Here is an 18,163-nt window from a genome sequence, read left to right as displayed (position 1 = left end):
GTGCCCTTCAGCGTCGGTCGTCGAGCTGTCGTACGAGGCCCGCGAAGGCGTCCCGCTCCGCCGGGGTGAGTTCGACGGCCTCCAGCGCGGGGGCGGTCTGCCGCTGGTGGGGAAGGCCCGGGAGCCGCGGGTCCGCATGCCATGAGGTTGCCCGAGGGCGGATGCGCCGCAGGAGGCGGGCCAGTCCGACCACCCAGAGCGCGGCCGCCAGGGCGAGGACGACCGGGCCCAGCAGCTGGAGGATCGAGGCGTTCTCAGGCATGCGCCCCAGTAGACACCACGGTCCGGGCCTTTGAGCCCGGACCGTGACGTATCTCGCAGGTGCCGTGAACAACTCACAGCGCCCCAAAGGGACAAGTGGGTGCCTTACGCGGCGACCGGCTGCTTGGCCTCGGCCGCCGCGGCGGCCTGGGACACGGAGTCCGCGACGCCCTCCGGCGCCGTCTTGCGCATGCCCTTCAGCACGATGACGAGGCCGGCCGTGACCGCCGTACCGGCCGCGATGGCCAGCAGGTAGAGGAACGGCTTGCCGATCAGGAAGGTAACCCAGATGCCGCCGTGCGGGGCGCGCAGGGTCGAGCCGAAGGCCATGGTCAGCGCGCCGGTGACGGCGCCACCGGCCATGGAGGCGGGGATCACGCGCAGCGGGTCGGCCGCGGCGAACGGGATCGCGCCCTCGGAGATGAAGGAGGCGCCAAGGACCCAGGCCGCCTTGCCGTTCTCGCGCTCGGCGGTGGTGAACAGCTTCTTGCGGACCACGGTGGCCAGGGCCATGCCCAGCGGCGGGACCATGCCCGCGGCCATCACGGCGGCCATGATCTTCATCGCGGAGTCACTGGGCGCCGCGACCGAGATGCCGGCCGTCGCGAAGGTGTAGGCCACCTTGTTGACCGGGCCGCCGAGGTCGAAGCACATCATCAGGCCGAGCAGGACGCCGAGCAGGATGGCGTTGGTGCCGGAGAGGCTGTTCAGCCAGTCCGTCAGCCCCTTCTGCGCCTCGGAGATCGGCTTGCCGATCACCACGAACATCAGGAAGCCGACCACCGCCGAGGAGACCAGCGGGATCACCACCACCGGCATGATGCCGCGCAGCACCGGCGGGATGTCGACGCGCTGGATGGCGAGGACCACGCCACCGGCGATCAGACCGGCGACCAGACCGCCGAGGAACCCGGCGCCGATCGTGACCGAGATCGCGCCGCCGACGAAGCCGGGCACGAGTCCCGGCCGGTCGGCCATGCCGTAGGCGATGTATCCGGCGAGGACCGGGACGAGGAAGCCGAAGGCCGCCGCGCCGATCTGGAAGAGCAGCGCGCCCCAGCTGTCGACCTGCCCCCAGTCGAAGTGCTCGGTGACCGACTTGGCCTCGTTGATCTGGTAGCCGCCGATCGCGAAGCCGAGGGCGATGAGGAGACCGCCGGCCGCGACGAACGGGACCATGTAACTCACGCCGGACATCAGCCACTTGCGCAGCTTGCTGCCGTAGCCCTCGCCGGGCTCGCCGGCGCGCTCCACCGGAGTGCCGGGCCGGGCGGCCGCGGTGGCCTCGCCGCGCTCGGCCTTGGCCCGGACCTCTGCGATGAGTGCGGCGGGGCGGTTGATGCCCGCCTTCACACCGACGTCGACGGTGGGCTTGCCGGCGAACCGGTCCTTCTCGCGTACGGCCACGTCGTGGGCGAAGATCACGCCGTCCGCCGCCGCGATGACGGCCGGGTCGAGCCGGGTGAAACCGGCCGAGCCCTGCGTCTCGACGACGAGTTCGACGCCCGCCTCACGGCCCGCGTTCTCCAGCGACTCGGCGGCCATGTACGTGTGGGCGATGCCGGTCGGGCAGGAGGTGACGGCGACGATACGGAACGGGCGCTCGTCGTCGGTCGCGGCCTCGGCCGGCGTGGTGGTGCCCGTGGCGGCGTCGGCGGAGGCCGCCACCGACGACGCCACGGAGTCTGTGGAGTTCCCGGAATCGGGGGCGCCGGCCGCCGGGGGCTCCTCGCCCCGGATCAGCGCCGCCGCCGACCCCGCGTCCCCGGCCGACCGCAGCGCGTCCGTGAACTCGGTGTTCATCAGCTGCCGGGCCAGTGACGACAGGATCGTCAGGTGGGCGTCGTCTGCGCCCGCGGGAGCGGCGATCAGGAAGATCAGGTCGGCCGGGCCGTCCGTCGCGCCGAAGTCGATGCCGGCGGCGCTGCGCCCGAAGGCCAGCGTCGGCTCGGTGACGTGCTCACTACGGCAGTGCGGAATGCCGATGCCGCCGTCGAGACCGGTCGGCATCTGGGCCTCGCGGGCGGCCACGTCGGTGAGGAAGCCCTCCAGGTCGGTCACCCGGCCCAGGGCCACCATGCGCTCGGCGAGTGCGCGCGCCGCCGCTTCCTTGGTGTCGGCGGACAGGTCGAGATCGACCAGGTCCGCCGTGATCATGTCGCTCATCGCGGGCTCCTTCGCACGCGTATCGCCCGGGGAGTCTGGTGGGCGGAGAAGGGGACGGGGGTGCCGTGGGGGGTGGCGGAGGTGGAGGAGGCGGGGTCGGGGAAGCCCCGCCCCCTCCGGGCGGCAGCGCGGTTCAGGGGGCCCTGCCGTCCGTCGGCGGCCGTGAGTAACAGCGAGCTTCGCCGCTCAGGGAACCGATCGGCAACAACTGTGAAAACCGCGACATTCGTCATGACACGGGCTCCTTCAGTACGCGGTCCACCGGCACCTCGGCCGTGACCGTCACGGCCGCCAGGTCCAGGTCGGCCGGGGACGGCATCACGCTGCCGGGCAGCTGTACGGCCGCCGCGCCGTGCGCGACCGCGGAGGCGAGTGCCTCAGGCCCGCTTCCGCCGGCGATCAGGAATCCGGCGAGGGAGGAGTCACCGGCGCCGACATTGCTGCGTACGGCGGCCACCCGCGCGCTGCCGAACCAGGCGCCCGCGCCGTCCACGAGCAGCTGCCCGTCGGCGCCCAGGCTCGCCAGCACGGCGCGCGCGCCCATCTCGCGCAACTCCTCGGCGGCCTTCAGCGCGTCGCCCACGGTGGCCAGGGGCCGCCCGACCGCCTCCGAGAGCTCCTCGGCGTTCGGCTTCACCACGTCGGGCCGGGCCCGTACGGCTTCGAGGAGGGCGCGTCCGGAGGTGTCCAGCGCGATCCGCGCGCCGCCCGCGTGCGCCCGTGCCACGACATCGGCGTACCAGGACGGGGCGAGCCCGCGCGGCAGGCTGCCGCAGCAGGCGATCCAGTCCGCGTCGCGCGAGTGCTCGCGGACGGTCTCCAGAAGCAGTTCCTGTTCGGCCGCCGAGAGTTCGGGACCGGGCGCGTTGATCTTCGTGAGGACGCCGTCCGACTCCGCGAGCGCGATGTTCGAGCGGGTGGCGCCGGCGACCTGCACCGCCGTGACCTCGATGCCCTGCGCGTGCAGCAGATCGGCGACGACCGCGCCCGGCGCTCCGCCCAGGGGCAGTACGGCGACCGTGCGCTGCCCGGCGGCCGCGACGGCGCGCGAGACGTTCACGCCCTTGCCGCCCGGGTCCATGCGCTCGCCGGTGGCGCGGATGACCTCGCCGCGGTCGAGGGAGGGCACCTCGTAGGTGCGGTCCAGGGACGGGTTCGGGGTGACGGTGAGGATCATGCGCACTCGTTTCTAGACACACAGCACTTCCGTGCCGCCGCGCTCGATGGCGGTGGCGTCTTCGGGGCTCAGCCCGCTGTCGGTGATCAGCAGGTCCACATCGCCCAGGTCGCCGAAGCGGGCGAAGTGCTCCTGGCCGTGCTTGGTGGAGTCGGCGAGCAGCACCACCCGGCGGGCGGCGGCCACGGCCGCGCGCTTCACCGCGGCCTCGGCGAGGTCGGGGGTGGTCAGACCGTGCTCGGCGGAGAAGCCGTTGGCCGCGACGAAGAGGACGTCGGCGCGGATCTCGCCGTACGCGCGCAGCGCCCAGGCGTCCACAGCGGCGCGCGTACGGTGCCGCACGCGCCCCCCGATCAGATGGAGCTGGATGCCGGGGTGGTCCGCGAGGCGGGCCGCGATGGGCAGGCTGTGGGTGACGACGGTGAGGGACGCCTCCAGCGGCAGCGCGGCGGCCATGCGGGCCACCGTCGTACCGGCGTCGAGGATCACCGTGCCCTCGGTGGGCAGCTCGGCGAGGGCCGCCTTCGCGATGCGGTCCTTCTCGTCGGCCGCCGTGCCCTCCCGCTCGGCCAGGTCCGGCTCGAAGTCCAGCCGCCCGGCCGGGATCGCTCCGCCGTGCACCCGGCGCACGAGCCCGGCGCGGTCGAGGGCCTTCAGATCGCGGCGGATCGTCTCCGCCGTGACCTGGAACTCCTCGGCCAGCGACAGGACGTCCACCCGGCCGCCGTCACGGGCCAGCCGGAGGATCTCCTGCTGCCGCTCCGGTGCGTACATGTCCGTTCGCCTCCGAACTGTGCCCGAACTTGTGGTTTCGCAGGGAGGCTACGCCCGGATTTCCGGAAAGTAAACAGGTTCGGGCTCAATCGGGCATGACCGGGCTTCCGGCAGGGGCAAACACGGAAACGACAAAGGGGCCCGGCGCCGAAGCGCCGGGCCCCTCCCCCGCTCTCAGCCCACCAGCGCGGGCTCCCCCTTCGCCGGTGCCGCGTCATCGGCAGCCCCCTCGACGTGCTGCGCCGGCCGCTTGGGCAGCGCGGACATCAGCAGGAAGATGGCGCCCATCACGGCGGCGACCCACCAGAGCGCGTGCTGGAAGCCGTCCGCGAAGGCCAGGCCGGCCGCAGTGCGCTCCCGGGCCTCGGCCAGCCGGTCGTCGACGACACCGAAGAAGACCACGGAGACCAGTCCCAGGCCGAGCGCGTTGCCCATCTGCTGGACCGTGTTGATCAGGCCCGACGCCGAACCCGCGTGCTCGCGCGGCACCTCCGAGAGGATCGCGTCCGTCAGCGGGGCCACGATCAGGCCCATGCCGACGCCCATGACGACCAGCGGGAGAGCCATCTGCCAGGGGGCGACGGAGAGGCCGTAGCGGTTCGCCTCCCAGATGTAGATCAGCACGCCGATCGCCATCACCAGCGCGCCCGCCTGGAGCACCTTGCGGCCGAAGCGCGGGACCAGCTGCTGCACGGACAGACCGGCCGCCGTCGAGACCGCGATCGAGAACGGGATGCCGGTCAGTCCGGCCTTCAGCGGGCTCCAGCCCAGGCCGAACTGCATGTACAGCGTCCAGACCAGGAAGAAGATGCCGAGCGCCACGCCGAAGACGGTCTGCACCGCGATGCCGGCCGCGAAGCTCTTCACCTTGAACAGCGACAGTTCGACCAGCGGGGAACCGTCCCGGGCCGCCTTGCGCCTCTCGTACGCCACCAGCGCCCCGAGCACGACGAGCGCGCCCGCCATCGACCCGTACCCCCACAGCGGCCAGCCCAGCTCGCGGCCGCGGGTGAGCGGGTACAGCAGCATCAGCAGGCCGAGGGTGACCAGGGCGACGCCGACCAGGTCCAGCTTCAGCGCCTTCGGCGCCTTGGACTCGGTGATGTAGCGGCTGCCGAGGATCAGGCCCGCGATGCCGACGGGCAGGTTGATCAGGAAGATCGGGCGCCATTCGAGGCCGAAGAGGTTCCACTCCGTCAGCAGCGCGCCGAGCAGCGGACCGGTGACGGCGCCGAGGCCGACGACCGCGCCGAACAGGCCGAAGACCTTTCCGCGCTCGTGGGCCGGGAACGTGGCGTGCACGATCGACAGGACCTGCGGGACCATCAGCGCCGCCATCGCACCCTGCAGGATGCGGGAGGCGACCAGCATCTCCGGGTTGGCGGCGAAGCCGCACAGGGCCGAGGCCACGGTGAAGCCGCCGATGCCGATGAGGAACAGCCGCTTGCGGCCGTGTATGTCGCCGAGGCGGCCACCGGTGATCAGTCCGGCGGCGAACGCGAGGGCGTAGCCCGCGGTGATCCACTGGATCTGGCTGAAGGAGGCGCCGGCCTCCCGCTGGATCGACGGGATGGCGATGTTGACGATCGTCACGTCGACAAGGTCCATGAAGGCCGCGGTCATCACGATGGCCAGGGCGAACCATCGGCGGCGGTCGCCCGCGGCGGGGGCGGCGGCCGCCGGCGAGGGGGCGCTGGGCTGGGTCACGAGTACTGGTTCTGTCCCGGTTGAGGTCATGTCCTGAAGCTATTCCTGCAATAGGTCAGATCATGTCCTACTTCTGCGGCATCCTCGGATTCATGACGACGGACACTCCGGCACGGCTTCTGACGCTCCTCTCCCTTCTCCAGACGCCCCGCGAATGGCCCGGCGGAGAACTCGCCGACCGGCTCCAGGTGTCCCGGCGTACGGTGCGGCGGGACATCGACCGGCTGCGGGAGCTGGGATATCCCGTGCAGGCCACCAAGGGGGCCGACGGCGGGTATCGGCTGGTCGCGGGCAAGGCGATGCCGCCGCTCGTGCTGGACGACGAGGAGGCCGTGGCCATCGCGGTGGGGCTGCGGGCCGGGGCCGGGCACGCCGTCGAGGGCGTGGAGGAGGCCTCGGTGCGGGCGCTGGCGAAGCTGGAGCAGGTGCTGCCCTCGCGGCTGCGGCACCGGGTGAGCACGCTCCAGGCCGCGACCACGCCGTTGACCAGCGGGGACGGGGCGAGCATCGCGCCCGAGACGCTGACCGTGATGGCGTCGAGCGTGGCGGGACGGGAGCGGCTGCGGTTCGCCTACCGCGCGGCGGACGGCACCGAGTCGCGGCGCGTCGCGGAGCCGTATCGGCTGGTCTCGACCGGACGGCGCTGGTACCTCGTCGCCTACGACCTCGACCGCGCCGACTGGCGGACGTTCCGGGTCGACCGGGTGAGCGAGCCCTTCGCGACCGGCGCGCGGTTCGCGCCACGCGAGCTGCCGACCGGGAACGCCGCGGAGTACCTGCGGCGTTCGATGCAGCGTCATCAGGCGTCGTACGACTTCGAGGTGACGTTCGCCGCGTCCGCGGAGGCCGTGGCGGCGCGGGTGCCCCGGTGGCTGGGGGTGCCGGAGCCGCTCGGCGCCGACCGGTGCCGGCTGCGGGCCACGGTGGGGGACGCGGTGGACTGGCTGGCGGTGCGACTGGTGTTGCTGGGGTTCGACTTCACCGTCCAGGAGCCGGTGGAACTCGTCGAGTGCGTGCGGGAGTTGGGCGGGCGGCTGAGCCGGGCGGCGGGGTGAGACGGCCGCGTTCCGGTGGGCCGTCAGACCCGGCGCGGCAGCACCGCGATGTCGTCCCAGGGGAAGTCCCGCAGCGCCCCGAGGTTGGCCAGCGCCAACGCGGCCGGACCGTCCGGGCCCTGCGCGGGAGCGTTCCCGGCGGCCCAGGACTCGACCGCCACCCGTACGGCCGCCGCGGCCACGGCGGCGGCGAAGCGCGTCTCGGCGATCGCCCGCCGGTCGGCTTCGGCAACGTTGTCGCCGCGCTCACCCCCGGCGTGCTCATCCCCGCCGCGCTCACCCCCGGCGTGCTCATCTTCGGTGCGCTCACCCCCGCCGCGCTCACCCCCGTGCCCGGAGCGCCCTCTCCCCACCAGCACCTCCGCCAGCCGGTCCTCCGACTCGTGGCACACCTCGGCCCACACCCTGCGCAGGGCGGGGCTCGACGTGGCCAGGCGGACCAGGGTGCGGACCCAGTCCCAGGAGGCCGCCGAGACACCCGTGCCCGGCGTCAGGGTGTGGCGGGCCGCGTGCTCCAGTGCCTCGGGGAGAGGGAGGTCGGCGGGGGCGTCGCGGACCGCCTGGGTCCAGCGGGCGGCGCCGGCCGCGTAGAGGGGGGCCACCGCCTCCTCCTTGGTGGCGAAGTAGCGGTAGAAGGTGCGCGGCGCGATGCCCGCCGCCTGGGCGATGTCCTCGGCCCGGGTGGCCCGCAGGCCCCGCCGTACGAAGAGCGCGGCCGCGGCGCGGGCGATCTCCATGCGGGTCGCCGCCTTGCGCCGTTCCGTCAGTGAGGGGGAGGTGGGACTGCTCACGTTCGGCAGGCTATGCCCATGTGACACAATCTGCCATCCGGGTGGGCCACCCCGTGGTTCAGGTACGGGGTGGCTCTCCCGTCCAGCCGGGCGGAGCCGTCGTGGGGCACGAAAAAGGAGCCGGACTCCGGCACCCAGGGGGGATAGGCGCCGAAGCCCGGCTCGGGGAAAGTCCCGGCGCCGGGGGGAGTGCGTCGGGACTTGGTCCGTGGTGTGTGCGGCAGGTCTCGGGGTTCGAACTCCCCTGCCAGGAGGTCTTGTTCCCGGTCCTTGTGAGTTGAAGCGGCGTTACATCGCCATGTTTGCGCGGTCTTTGGCCACCCGGCGTACGCCCCCGCCCGGTCCGGGCCGGCCGGGAGGAGGCGATCCTCGCGGCCGAGCCGATCCGAACTGCGGGGCCGGTGACGGCGGGGCCTGCTAGGCCGCCGCGTCGAAGCCGGTGCTCCGGGCCAGCTTCTTCAGCTCCAGCAGGGCGTGCTTCTCGATCTGGCGGATGCGCTCGCGGGTCAGGCCGTGCTCCTTGCCGACCTCGGTCAGCGTGCGCTCGCGGCCGTCCTCGATGCCGTACCGCATCTTGATGATGGACGCCGTGCGCTGGTCCAGACGCCCGATCAGGTCGTCCAGCTCCTCGCTGCGCAGCAGGGTCAGGACGGACTGCTCGGGGGAGACCGCGGAGGTGTCCTCCAGGAGGTCGCCGAACTGGGTCTCGCCCTCGTCGTCCACCGACATGTTCAGCGAGACCGGGTCGCGGGCCCAGTCCAGGACGTCCGTCACACGGTCGGCGTTCGAGCCGAGCTCGGCGGCGATCTCCGCGGGCTCCGGGTCGCGGCCGTGCTCCCGGTTGAACTCACGCTGGACGCGGCGGATGCGGCCCAGCTCCTCCACGAGGTGGACGGGGAGGCGGATCGTGCGGGACTGGTCGGCTATCGAGCGGGTGATGGCCTGGCGGATCCACCACGTCGCGTACGTCGAGAACTTGAAGCCCTTGCGGTAGTCGAACTTCTCCACCGCGCGCACCAGGCCGGCGTTGCCCTCCTGGATCAGGTCCAGGAGCGGGAGGCCGCTGCGGGGGTAGCGACGGGCCACGGCCACGACCAGGCGGAGGTTGGAGCGGATGAAGATGTCCTTGGCCCGCTCGGCGTCGGCCACCAGGGCTTCCAGCTCTTCACGGGTGGCGTCCGCCTTGGACTCCTCGTATCCGTCGAGGACCTGCCTTGCGAACACACCCGCCTCGATGATCTGTGACAGCTCGACCTCTTTGGCGGCGTCGAGAAGCGGCGTACGCGCGATCTCGTCGAGGTACATGCCGACCAGGTCGCGGTCCGCGATCTCGCCGCCATGGGCGCGAACACTGCGGGCCGCGTCGACTGCCTCGCCGGTGGCGGACTGACGACGGGCGACGGCACGGGTTGCCATGCGTGCTCCCTTGCGATGTGGGCGGGCGGGTGGTTCGTGAACGCTTGGGACTCTCTTCGAGTGCCCTGCATCCGATGGAAACAACGACTGGAATCAGGACAGAATTCCCAACCCGTCCCCCTATTTTTCTGATCTTGCAGTACCCTGTCCGGCCACATGAGGAGGCCAGATGCCGTCGGCACATAGAGAGGTGCAGGTCAGGTCGGGAGTCGAGGGTGATCTCGCAGCCCTCACCGACATCTACAACCACTATGTACGTGAGACGGCCATCACATTCGATACCGCGGTCTTCACGCCGGAGGAGCGCCGCCCTTGGCTGCTCTCCCACCCTGAAGACGGCCCGCACCGGCTGATGGTTGCCACGGAGGAGGACCCCCGGGGCAACTCACAGCGGATTCTCGGCTACGCCACATCCAGCGCCTTCCGCCCCAAGCCCGCGTACACGACCTCCGTGGAGGTCACGGTCTACCTCGCCCCGGACGCCGGCCGGCGCGGCGTCGGCACCCTCCTCTACAAGGCCCTGTTCGAGGCCCTGGCCGAACAGGACGTGCACCGCGCCTACGCGGGCATCGCCCAGCCGAACGAGGCGTCCACCCGGCTGCACGAGCGCTTCGGCTTCCGGCACGTCGGCACGTACCGCGAGGTGGGCCGCAAGTTCGGCCGCTACTGGGACGTGGCCTGGTACGAGAAGGAGCTGTGAGGGCCGCGGCTCAGCCGAACTGGACCGAGCGCTTCGCCAGCCCCATCCAGAACCCGTCGATCACGGATTTCAGTCCCGCCGTGTCACCGGCCGCGTCCGCCGCGCCCATCGTCACGAACAGCGGGGCGAAGTGCTCGGTGCGCGGGTGGGCGTAGCGGCCGGCCGGGGCCTTGTGCAGGAAGTCCAGCAGGGCGTCGAAGTCGCGGCCCTCCAGGGCCCGGCGGCCCCAGTCGTCGAACTCCACGGACCAGGCGGGGATGCCGCCCTGCCGCAGGGCGGCGAGGTTGTGGGTGAAGAAGCCGGAGCCGACGATCAGCACGCCCTCGTCGCGCAGCGGTGCCAGCCTGCGGCCGATCTCCATGAGCCGGCCTGGGTCGAGGGTCGGCATGGAGATCTGCAGGACGGGGATGTCGGCCGCGGGGTACATCTCGACGAGCGGGACGTAGGCGCCGTGGTCGAGGCCGCGGTCCGGGATGTCCTGCAGCGGCATGCCGGGGGCGCGCAGCAGCTTCCGTACGGACTCGGCGAGCTCGGGCGCCCCTGGGGCCGGGTAGGTCACCTGGTAGTAGTGCTCGGGGAATCCCCAGAAGTCGTAGACGAGAGGAACGGGCTCGGTGGCACCGATGGCGAGCGGGGCCTCCTCCCAGTGGGCGGAGACCATGAGGATCGCCTTGGGGCGTGGCAGGTCCGCGGACCAGGCCGCGAGCTCGCCGGGCCAGATCGGGTCGTCCGCGAGCGGCGGGGCGCCATGGCTGAGATAGAGGGCAGGCATGCGCTCCTGCGTGGCGGCGGACATGACGGGCGGCTCCCTCCGGAGATCACTTGCTTCCATCCGGACTTGCTTTAAATCTAAAGCGTCCTCTCGGGGAAACCGTACGTCCAGGTAGTTAAAATTTCAAGGAGAGCTCTCGTACAGTGGAGTACATGAATACGGCATCGATCTCCGCGCCACCCGCACCCGACGCGCCCGCATCACCGGGGGAAACGCGCTGGCTCACCGCCGAGGAGCAGCAGGTCTGGCGCTCCTACATGGAGGCGACCACCCTGCTCTGGGACCACCTGGACCGCCAGCTCCAGCGGGACGCGGGCATGCCGCACATCTACTACGGCCTCCTGGTGAAGCTCGCCGATTCCCCGCACCGCCGGCTGCGGATGACCGAGCTGGCGATGCTCGCGAAGATCACCCGCTCCCGGCTCTCGCACGCCATCGCCCGGCTGGAGAAGAGCGGCTGGGTCCGGCGCGAGGACTGCCCCGACGACAAGCGGGGCCAGTTCGCGGTGCTGACGGACGCGGGCATGGAGGTGCTGCGGGAGTCGGCTCCCGGCCATGTGGAGGCGGTGCGCCAGGCAATGTTCGACCGGCTCACACCGGAGCAGCAGAAGACCCTCGGCGAGATCATGCGGATCGTCGCCGAGGGCCTGCAGCCGAGCGAAGCGGGTGCGGACCTGCCCTGGCTGCGCTGAACCGCTCATTCAGCGAGCCGGGGCAGGCCCTTCGAGGCGGTACGTACGGAGCGTCCCCATCCCCGTACGTACGCCTGGTCCCCGATGGCGGGACCGTCCCGAGGGGTACGACCGGACGGTCGTCGCCGCGCTAGTGCGCGACGACCGGCACCGCCACCTCGTCCTGGGCGCCCTCCTCGGAGGAGGCCACCGTCGAGCCGCCCGGGCGGCCGGCGTTGACGAAGGTCAGCGCGATGCCCGCGGCCACGACCAGGATGCCCACGGCGAACCAGATCGCGCTGGTGTAGCCCTGCACCATGCCCTCCAGCTGGACCAGCTGCTGCTGGGTCTTGTTGGAGGCGCCGCCGATGTGGTCGGCGATGTAGGACGTGGTCGCCGAGGCGGCGATCGTGTTCAGCAGGGCCGTACCGATCGCGCCGCCCACCTGCTGCGAGGTGTTGACCATCGCGGAGGCGACACCGGCGTCCTGCGGCTTGACGCCCTGGGTGGACAGGGACATGGCCGGCATGAACGCCGTACCCATGCCGAGGCCGAGCAGCACCATCGCGGGCAGCAGCAGAGCGGCGTAGGACGAGCCGATCTCCAGCTGGGTCAGGAGCAGCATGCCGAGCGCGGCGACCAGGAAGCCGGGGCCCATCAGCAGCCGCGGCGCGACCCGGGTCATCAGGCGGGTACCGATCTGGGTGGACCCGACGATCATGCCCGCGATCATCGGCAGGAAGGCGAAGCCGGTCTTGACCGGCGAGTAGCCCTTGACGATCTGCAGGTAGTAGGTGAGGAACAGGAACAGGCCGAACATCGCGATGATCGCGAGGCCGAGCGAGAGGTAGACACCGCCGCGGTTGCGCTCGGTGACCACGCGCAGCGGCAGCAGCGGGGCCTTGACCTTGGCCTCGACCAGGACGAAGGCCGCCAGCAGCACACCGGAGGCGACGAACATGCCGACCGTCAGCGAGTCGCCCCAGCCGTTGGACTCGGCGCGGGTGAAGCCGTAGACCAGCGCGACCAGACCGAGGGTGGACAGGATCACGCCGGGGATGTCGAGCGCGGAGCGGTTGCGGCCGCCCTCGGGCTCACGGATGACGTACCAGGCACCGGCCGCGGCGACGATGGCGAACGGGATGTTGACGAAGAACGTCCAGCGCCAGTCCAGGTACTCGGTGAGGAATCCGCCGAGGATCAGACCGACGGCACCGCCACCACCGGCGATGGCGCCGTAGATACCGAAGGCCTTCGCGCGCTCCTTGGCGTCCGTGAACATCACGGCGAGCAGGGAGAGCGCGGCCGGGGCGAGCAGCGCGCCGAACGCACCCTGCAGGGCGCGGGCGCCGAACATCATGGCCTCGTTGGTGGCCGCGCCACCGAGCGCCGAGGCCGCGGCGAAACCGCCCAGACCGATGACGAAGGCGCGCTTGCGGCCCCAGAGGTCGGCGATACGGCCGCCGAAGAGCAGCAGGCCACCGAAGGCGAGGGCGTAGGCCGTGACGACCCACTGCCGGTTGCCGTCGGAGATGCCCAGGTCCTGCTGGGCCGAGGGCAGGGCGATGTTCACGATGGTCGCGTCGAGCACGACCATCAGCTGGGCTATCGCGATGAACGCGAGCGCTTTCCAGCGGTTGGGATCGACGGCGCCGAGGGCGCCGCCGGGAGCCTTCGCGGCTGTTTCAGACATGGGTGTACCCACTTCGGGACTTCGTGACGGAAATTCGGGACTTCGTATCGGAAAAGGCAAACGAAAGGGGACGGCTCGTCGGCTGTGACGGCCGGTGTGTATCGGCTTTGGACGTGATGACTGCCGTGGTGCCCCGGATTCATCGGCCGGGGCCGGCCGTCAGGACGCTCGGGTCGGGCGGGTCAGGCCTTGCGCAGGTCCTCCATGGTCAGCGCCGTACCGGGAAGGACGGAGCGGGCCGGGGCCCGCAGCCCGTCCAGGAACAGCTGGAGATGACGGTGGACGTAGCGGTCGGCGATGTCGCACCCGGTGCCGGCCGGGGGCCGGCTGAGCTGGGCGGCGGCGATCATGACATCGCCGACGTCCACGTCGGAGCGGAGCTGGCCGGCCGCCTTGGCGCGGTCCATGATCGCCCCGACGAGGCTCTCGCACCGCTCGCGCGAGGCCTCCAGATCCGGGTGGTTCTGGTCGAAGGTGCTCTGGACCATCGGGCACAGCGCGCTGATCCGCTCGTCGGCGGCGGCGTGCACGAAGCGCTCCAGCGCCTCGAAGGCGTCCCCGGTCTGCGCGAGCGCGAGTTCGGCCGCCGCCACCGTACGGTTGATGACGGAGCAGACGACCTCGCGGACCAGCGCGTCGCGGTCGGGGAAGTTGCGGTACACCGTGGCATTGCCGACGCCGGCCCGGCGGGCGATGTCGTCGAGCGGCACCTCGGGGCCGAACTCCACGAACATCTCCCGGGCGGCGGTGACGATCCGCTCCCGGTTGCGCAGGGCGTCGGCGCGCGGCCGGGGCGCCTTGCGCGCTACGGGGGTCGCGGTCTGCACGGTGTACTCCTCGGTTCTCGGTGACAGTTCCCGATGACTGTTCTCGGTGGCTGTCTTGGGTGGCTGTTCTCAGTGACTGTTCTCGGCGCCTGGGCGATCCGGGGAAGCTGTCCCCGTTTCGCTCGGACACATGGCTAAACGGGGAAGGGATCCCCGGTTATTTCCCCCTACCGAAAAGACTCCCTGTGACCTGAGTCACACACTGGTTGGCGAAGAACCCACGTTCGGGCTCTTCCAACGCGCGTCCGCGCACCCCTCGACACAGGGTGATCGAGAGGGTGCAGCGCGCAGGCCGGCGGGCTGCCATGGACTGAAGGGCCCATGCATGCAGCCGAGCCGTCGGATACGCCCCCGCCGTGTGGCCGCCCTCGCCTCCGTGACCGCCCTGACCCTGGCGGTCAGCACCTCGGCAGGCACCGGGCACCTCACGGCGGGTACCTCGACGGTGGCAGGGGCGGGCCCGATCTCGCCGGAGCACCCCTCCGCCCTGCGCCCCTGCATGATCAGCGGCCGGCCGACGGTCCAGATGTCGGAGGGCGTGCCGACGCCCCGCGGCTACTCCCGCTCCACCGGCACCGTCCGCGCCCTGACGGTGATGGTCGACTTCCCCGACGCGGCCGGTCCGGGCGACGCCCTCGACCGCTTCTCCGAGTTCTTCCCGCAGACCCAGGACTGGTTCCGCACCAGCTCCTACGGCCGCCTCGACTACCGCCCCGAGACACCGATACCCGGCTGGCTGCGCATGCCCAAGTCCTTCCGGGCCTACGGCATAGAGCGCGGCGCGCCCTTCGACCCCGGGTACCGGGAACTGGTCCAGGACATCGTGGTCGCGGCCGATCCGAAGGTGGACTTCCGGTCGTACGACTTCCTGAACGTGCTGGTGACACCGAACGCCGGCCCCTCGGCCCTGGACACCGTCCTGTCGGTGACCTTCGCCGGCAACGCCGAGGCCCCGGTCGCCGACGGCGTCTCCGTGGCCAACGCCTCCTTCGTCTACTCCCGCCAGGACGACGGCTCCGGCACCTACCACCGCACCGGCTACCGGGTCCTCCCCCACGAGAACGGCCATGTCTTCGGCCTGCCCGACCTGTACACCGCCGAGGGCGGGGGCGCGGTCGGCCACTGGGACATCATGAGCGAGGACTGGGGGGCCAACAACGACCTGCTCGGCTGGCACAAGTGGAAGCTGGGCTGGCTGGACTCCGCACAGGTGCGGTGCGCGTCGGGTCCCGGCACGGCCGAGTACGCCCTGACCCCGCTGGCCCGCGAGGGCGGCCCGAAGCTGGTGTTCATCCCCCTGGACCGCCGCACCGGCTACGCCCTGGAGCTCCGCACCCGCGAGGGCAACGACGAGGCCGTCTGCCGCCCCGGAGTCCTGATCTACAGGGTCGACGCGGACGTCGACACCGGGATGGGCCCGGTGAAGGTCATGGACTCCCAGGAGAACAGCGGGGGGTGCACCCGCAGCCCGAACGTCCACAGCGAACTGTCCGACGCGACGTTCGGGCCCGGGGAGGAGTTCCGGGACGAGAAGCGGGGGGTGCGGGTGGCGGTGGTGGGGGTGGATCTGAGCGGGGCGTATCAGGTGCGGGTGACCCGGGAGTAGGGGGTGGGGCGCGGCGGGGGCTGACGTGAGTTGGACGTGAAGGGCACGGGACCGCCGTGCGGACGTGGGGGGCGGATTACGGTTAGGGCTGCCGCGAACGCCGTACGGAGAGCCGATGCCCGCGATGACGACCCTGGACGACGACCCCGCCGTGCCGGCGGAGGCGGTCACGCCGTTGATCCGCGGGGTCGCGGTGCTGCGGCGGCTGACGGAGGCCGACGGGACGCTGAGCGCGAGCGGGCTGGAGCGCGGCACCGGGCTGGCGCGTTCGACGGTGGACCGGATCACCTCCACGCTCGCGCGCATGGGGTACGTCCGTCTCGACGGCCGCGACATCGCCCTGGCGCCGCGCGTGATGGAACTCGGCAACGCCTACCTTTCGGCCCTCGCCCTGCCGGACCTCCTCTCCTCCCCCGCGGACGCGCTCGCCGACGAACTGGACGAGTCGGTGTCCCTGGCGGTCCCCGACCGCGACGGCATCCGCTTCATCCACCAGGCGACCCGCCGCCGCGCGATGTCCCTCAGCTTCCGTATCGGCGACCTCCTCCCGGCCGAACGCACGGCGCCGGGACCGCTGTTCGCGACGCAGTGGTCGGCGGCGGAGTGGCGGGCGTGGCGCGAGCGCCGGGCCGCGGACCCGGACGACCGGGGCTTTCCCGCCGTACCGTGGCAGGTGCACCACCCGGCTTCCGGCGAGGACTTCGAGCGCCGGGCGGCGCGGGCGCGGGAGGACGGCTGGGCGCTGGACGACCAGCTGATCGAACCGGGGCTGGTCGCGGTGTCCGTACCGGTGCGGGACCCGCGGGCGGGCGGCCGTATCGCCTGCGTGGCGAGCGTCGTGAGCCACACGAGCCGGCACACGGCCACGGACCTGCGCGACACGCTCCTCCCCCGGCTGCGGACGGCGGTCGCGGAGATGGAGCGCGTCCTGCGCGACACCCCGCAGCCGCCCCCCGGCCGGGCTCCGGCGGGACTGGCGACCTGGACGGGCGGGTCCAAGCAGGAACTGGGCAGGGAGTTCGTCGAGTCGCTGGCGCGCGGACTGACCGTACTGACCGCCTTCGGCGAGGGCCGGGCCGATCTGACGCTCACCGACGTGGCGAACGCGACCGGCCTGGCCCGCGCGACGGCCCGCAGGGCGCTCATCACCCACGAACACCTGGGCCTGGTACGCCCGTCGGGAAACCGGTCCTTCGCCCTCACCCCTCGCGTCCTCTCCCTCGGCTTCCCGCCCCTCTCCCGCACGACCCTGGCCCAGATCGCGACCCCGCACCTGGCCGAACTGGCCGACCGGGTCCACGAGTCGGCGTCCCTCGCGGTACTGACGCCGTCGGCCGAGGAGATCCAGTACGTCGCCCGGGCCGCGACCAGCCGCGTGATGAGCGTGAACATCTCGGTCGGCACGCGGTTGCCTGTGTACGCGACCTCGCTCGGGCGGGTCCTGCTGGCGGACCGCCCGGCCGCGGCCCGGCCGCTGGACCCCGCGCGGCCACTCCGCCCGCTGACCCCCCGTACGATCACCGACCCCGCGGCCCTGACCGCCGTACTGGAGGAGACCCGAACCCGCGGATACGCCTTGGTCGACGAGGAGTTGGAGGCGGGCTTGCGGTCGGTGGCGGTGCCGGTACGGGACCGGACGGGCCGGGTGGTCGCCGCGCTGAACGTGGCGATGCACGCCGCGCGGCGGTCGGTGGAGGAGTGCGAGCGGGAGGTTCTGCCGGAGCTGGTGGAGACGGCGGGGAGGCTGGAGGGGGAGCTGCGGGTCGCGGGGCGGTTCGCCCGGGTGCTGGTGGGGTGAGCGTGGGCGAGCCCTGACATCTGTCAGGGACCGTTACGGCCGGGGCCCTTCTATATTGCTGTGCGCACCGCCTCCGCCTCTGCCGGTCCGGAACAACCCGGCCTCGCGGAGGGATTCTCCGCACACGCTCCCGCCCTCACTCCGGCCGCTCGACACCCACAGGAGCAACGGCACCCATGCGTCTCCAGCGATCCCTTCTCGGCGCGGTCGGCACCATGACCCTGGTGCTGGCCTCCGCCTTCGCCACCGGCCCGGCCCAGGCGGCGCCCTCCGCGGCGTCCGCCGTCCCACCGACGATCTCACCGGCCGCGCCCTCGCAACTGGTGCCCAGCGGCAGCCACATCACGTGCGACACGGGCAACTTCTGCGCCGGCGTCTGGGACCCCACGGTCAACCAGTGGCGGGTTTTCTTTTTGTACCGGTGCAACCGCTACTACCTGTCGAACTGGCAGGGCACGGGCGAGGTCAAGAACAGCCAGACCGACAACGCCCAGGCGACGACCTACGGCCAGAGCGGCAACGTGATCCAGACCTTCCCGGTCAGCTCGGACTCGCCGGACGTGGACTGGGATCCGGTGTGGTCGATCCGCAACTGCTGAGCGGGCGATCGGCTGCGCAGGCGATTCACTGGTGGCCGTTTCCGCCGGGCCCGCGTCCGCGACCTACAACGACCACGGCTGCCCGCACGGAGCCGTGTGCGTGCAGCCCTCCGTGATCGGCGCTCTCCGACGTGACGACGTCGGTCTTCA

General features: G+C 71.8%; 16 protein-coding genes. 6 read left to right on the top strand and 10 right to left on the bottom strand.

Annotation, left to right across the window (positions count from 1 at the left end; translation table 11 throughout):
- Window positions 1-7: 7 nt before the first annotated feature.
- From ACIRD7_RS25555 to ACIRD7_RS25535, 5 genes are all read right to left on the bottom strand, one after another.
- Entirely contained in the window at window positions 8-262 is a 255-nt protein-coding gene (locus ACIRD7_RS25555) for a hypothetical protein (RefSeq protein ID WP_403457176.1), read from the bottom strand.
- Between the two features lie 104 nt (window positions 263-366).
- Complete coding sequence (locus ACIRD7_RS25550) at window positions 367-2,427, bottom strand: fructose-specific PTS transporter subunit EIIC (RefSeq protein WP_403457174.1); 2,061 nt, start codon at window positions 2,425-2,427, stop codon at window positions 367-369.
- A 229-nt stretch (window positions 2,428-2,656) separates the two neighbouring features.
- Window positions 2,657-3,604 (bottom strand): 1-phosphofructokinase, encoded by a 948-nt coding sequence (gene pfkB / locus ACIRD7_RS25545; RefSeq protein WP_403457172.1) that lies wholly within the window; start codon window positions 3,602-3,604, stop codon window positions 2,657-2,659.
- 12 nt (window positions 3,605-3,616) lie between these two features.
- Window positions 3,617-4,378, bottom strand: a complete 762-nt coding sequence (locus tag ACIRD7_RS25540; RefSeq protein WP_403457171.1) for a DeoR/GlpR family DNA-binding transcription regulator — start codon at window positions 4,376-4,378, stop codon at window positions 3,617-3,619.
- 174 nt (window positions 4,379-4,552) lie between these two features.
- Window positions 4,553-6,115, bottom strand: a complete 1,563-nt coding sequence (locus tag ACIRD7_RS25535; protein WP_403457169.1) for an MFS transporter — start codon at window positions 6,113-6,115, stop codon at window positions 4,553-4,555.
- A gap of 62 nt (window positions 6,116-6,177) precedes the next feature.
- Between ACIRD7_RS25535 and ACIRD7_RS25530 the strand changes: the two genes are divergently transcribed.
- A complete protein-coding gene (locus ACIRD7_RS25530) occupies window positions 6,178-7,140 on the top strand; it encodes a helix-turn-helix transcriptional regulator (protein WP_403457167.1) in 963 nt (320 codons plus the stop codon).
- Between the two features lie 23 nt (window positions 7,141-7,163).
- Here the strand turns inward: ACIRD7_RS25530 and ACIRD7_RS25525 are convergent, their stop codons facing one another.
- Together ACIRD7_RS25525 and ACIRD7_RS25520 are read right to left on the bottom strand one after the other, a co-directional pair.
- On the bottom strand, window positions 7,164-7,877 hold the full coding sequence (locus tag ACIRD7_RS25525) for a TetR/AcrR family transcriptional regulator (RefSeq protein ID WP_403457505.1): 714 nt from the start codon (window positions 7,875-7,877) through the stop codon (window positions 7,164-7,166).
- Window positions 7,878-8,348: 471 nt separating this feature from the next.
- Window positions 8,349-9,347: an RNA polymerase sigma factor RpoD/SigA gene (locus ACIRD7_RS25520; protein WP_403457165.1), complete on the bottom strand. Its 999-nt coding sequence runs from the start codon at window positions 9,345-9,347 to the stop codon at window positions 8,349-8,351.
- 169 nt (window positions 9,348-9,516) lie between these two features.
- Here ACIRD7_RS25520 and ACIRD7_RS25515 point away from each other — a divergent pair, with 169 nt between their 5' ends.
- Window positions 9,517-10,047 (top strand): GNAT family N-acetyltransferase, encoded by a 531-nt coding sequence (locus ACIRD7_RS25515; protein ID WP_403457163.1) that lies wholly within the window; start codon window positions 9,517-9,519, stop codon window positions 10,045-10,047.
- 10 nt (window positions 10,048-10,057) lie between these two features.
- Here ACIRD7_RS25515 and ACIRD7_RS25510 read toward each other — a convergent pair whose 3' ends face one another.
- The gene (locus ACIRD7_RS25510) at window positions 10,058-10,843 is read right to left on the bottom strand and encodes a dioxygenase (protein WP_403457162.1); all 786 of its coding nucleotides are present in this window, start codon (window positions 10,841-10,843) and stop codon (window positions 10,058-10,060) included.
- A gap of 128 nt (window positions 10,844-10,971) precedes the next feature.
- On the opposite strand from ACIRD7_RS25510, the gene ACIRD7_RS25505 reads away from it, so the two are divergent.
- Window positions 10,972-11,511 (top strand): MarR family winged helix-turn-helix transcriptional regulator, encoded by a 540-nt coding sequence (locus tag ACIRD7_RS25505; protein ID WP_403457161.1) that lies wholly within the window; start codon window positions 10,972-10,974, stop codon window positions 11,509-11,511.
- Between the two features lie 130 nt (window positions 11,512-11,641).
- Here ACIRD7_RS25505 and ACIRD7_RS25500 read toward each other — a convergent pair whose 3' ends face one another.
- Both ACIRD7_RS25500 and ACIRD7_RS25495 read right to left on the bottom strand, forming a co-directional pair.
- Window positions 11,642-13,183 carry an MFS transporter gene (locus ACIRD7_RS25500; RefSeq protein ID WP_403457158.1) on the bottom strand — a complete coding sequence of 514 codons (1,542 nt, stop codon included), beginning with the start codon at window positions 13,181-13,183 and terminating at the stop codon, window positions 11,642-11,644.
- A gap of 182 nt (window positions 13,184-13,365) precedes the next feature.
- Entirely contained in the window at window positions 13,366-14,010 is a 645-nt protein-coding gene (locus ACIRD7_RS25495; RefSeq protein WP_403457156.1) for a TetR/AcrR family transcriptional regulator, read from the bottom strand.
- A 325-nt stretch (window positions 14,011-14,335) separates the two neighbouring features.
- On the opposite strand from ACIRD7_RS25495, the gene ACIRD7_RS25490 reads away from it, so the two are divergent.
- The 3 genes from ACIRD7_RS25490 (at window position 14,336) to ACIRD7_RS25480 (ending at window position 18,013) form a co-directional block, all read left to right on the top strand.
- Window positions 14,336-15,616: a M6 family metalloprotease domain-containing protein gene (locus ACIRD7_RS25490; protein WP_403457154.1), complete on the top strand. Its 1,281-nt coding sequence runs from the start codon at window positions 14,336-14,338 to the stop codon at window positions 15,614-15,616.
- A gap of 115 nt (window positions 15,617-15,731) precedes the next feature.
- Complete coding sequence (locus tag ACIRD7_RS25485) at window positions 15,732-17,414, top strand: IclR family transcriptional regulator C-terminal domain-containing protein (RefSeq protein ID WP_403457152.1); 1,683 nt, start codon at window positions 15,732-15,734, stop codon at window positions 17,412-17,414.
- A gap of 176 nt (window positions 17,415-17,590) precedes the next feature.
- Complete coding sequence (locus ACIRD7_RS25480; RefSeq protein ID WP_403457149.1) at window positions 17,591-18,013, top strand: hypothetical protein; 423 nt, start codon at window positions 17,591-17,593, stop codon at window positions 18,011-18,013.
- The last annotated feature ends 150 nt before the right edge of the window (window positions 18,014-18,163 follow it).

It is taken from the genome of Streptomyces sp. NPDC093568, from assembly GCF_044764945.1.
Classification (GTDB): domain Bacteria; phylum Actinomycetota; class Actinomycetes; order Streptomycetales; family Streptomycetaceae; genus Streptomyces.
This window is presented reverse-complemented; position numbering and strand designations above follow the sequence as displayed.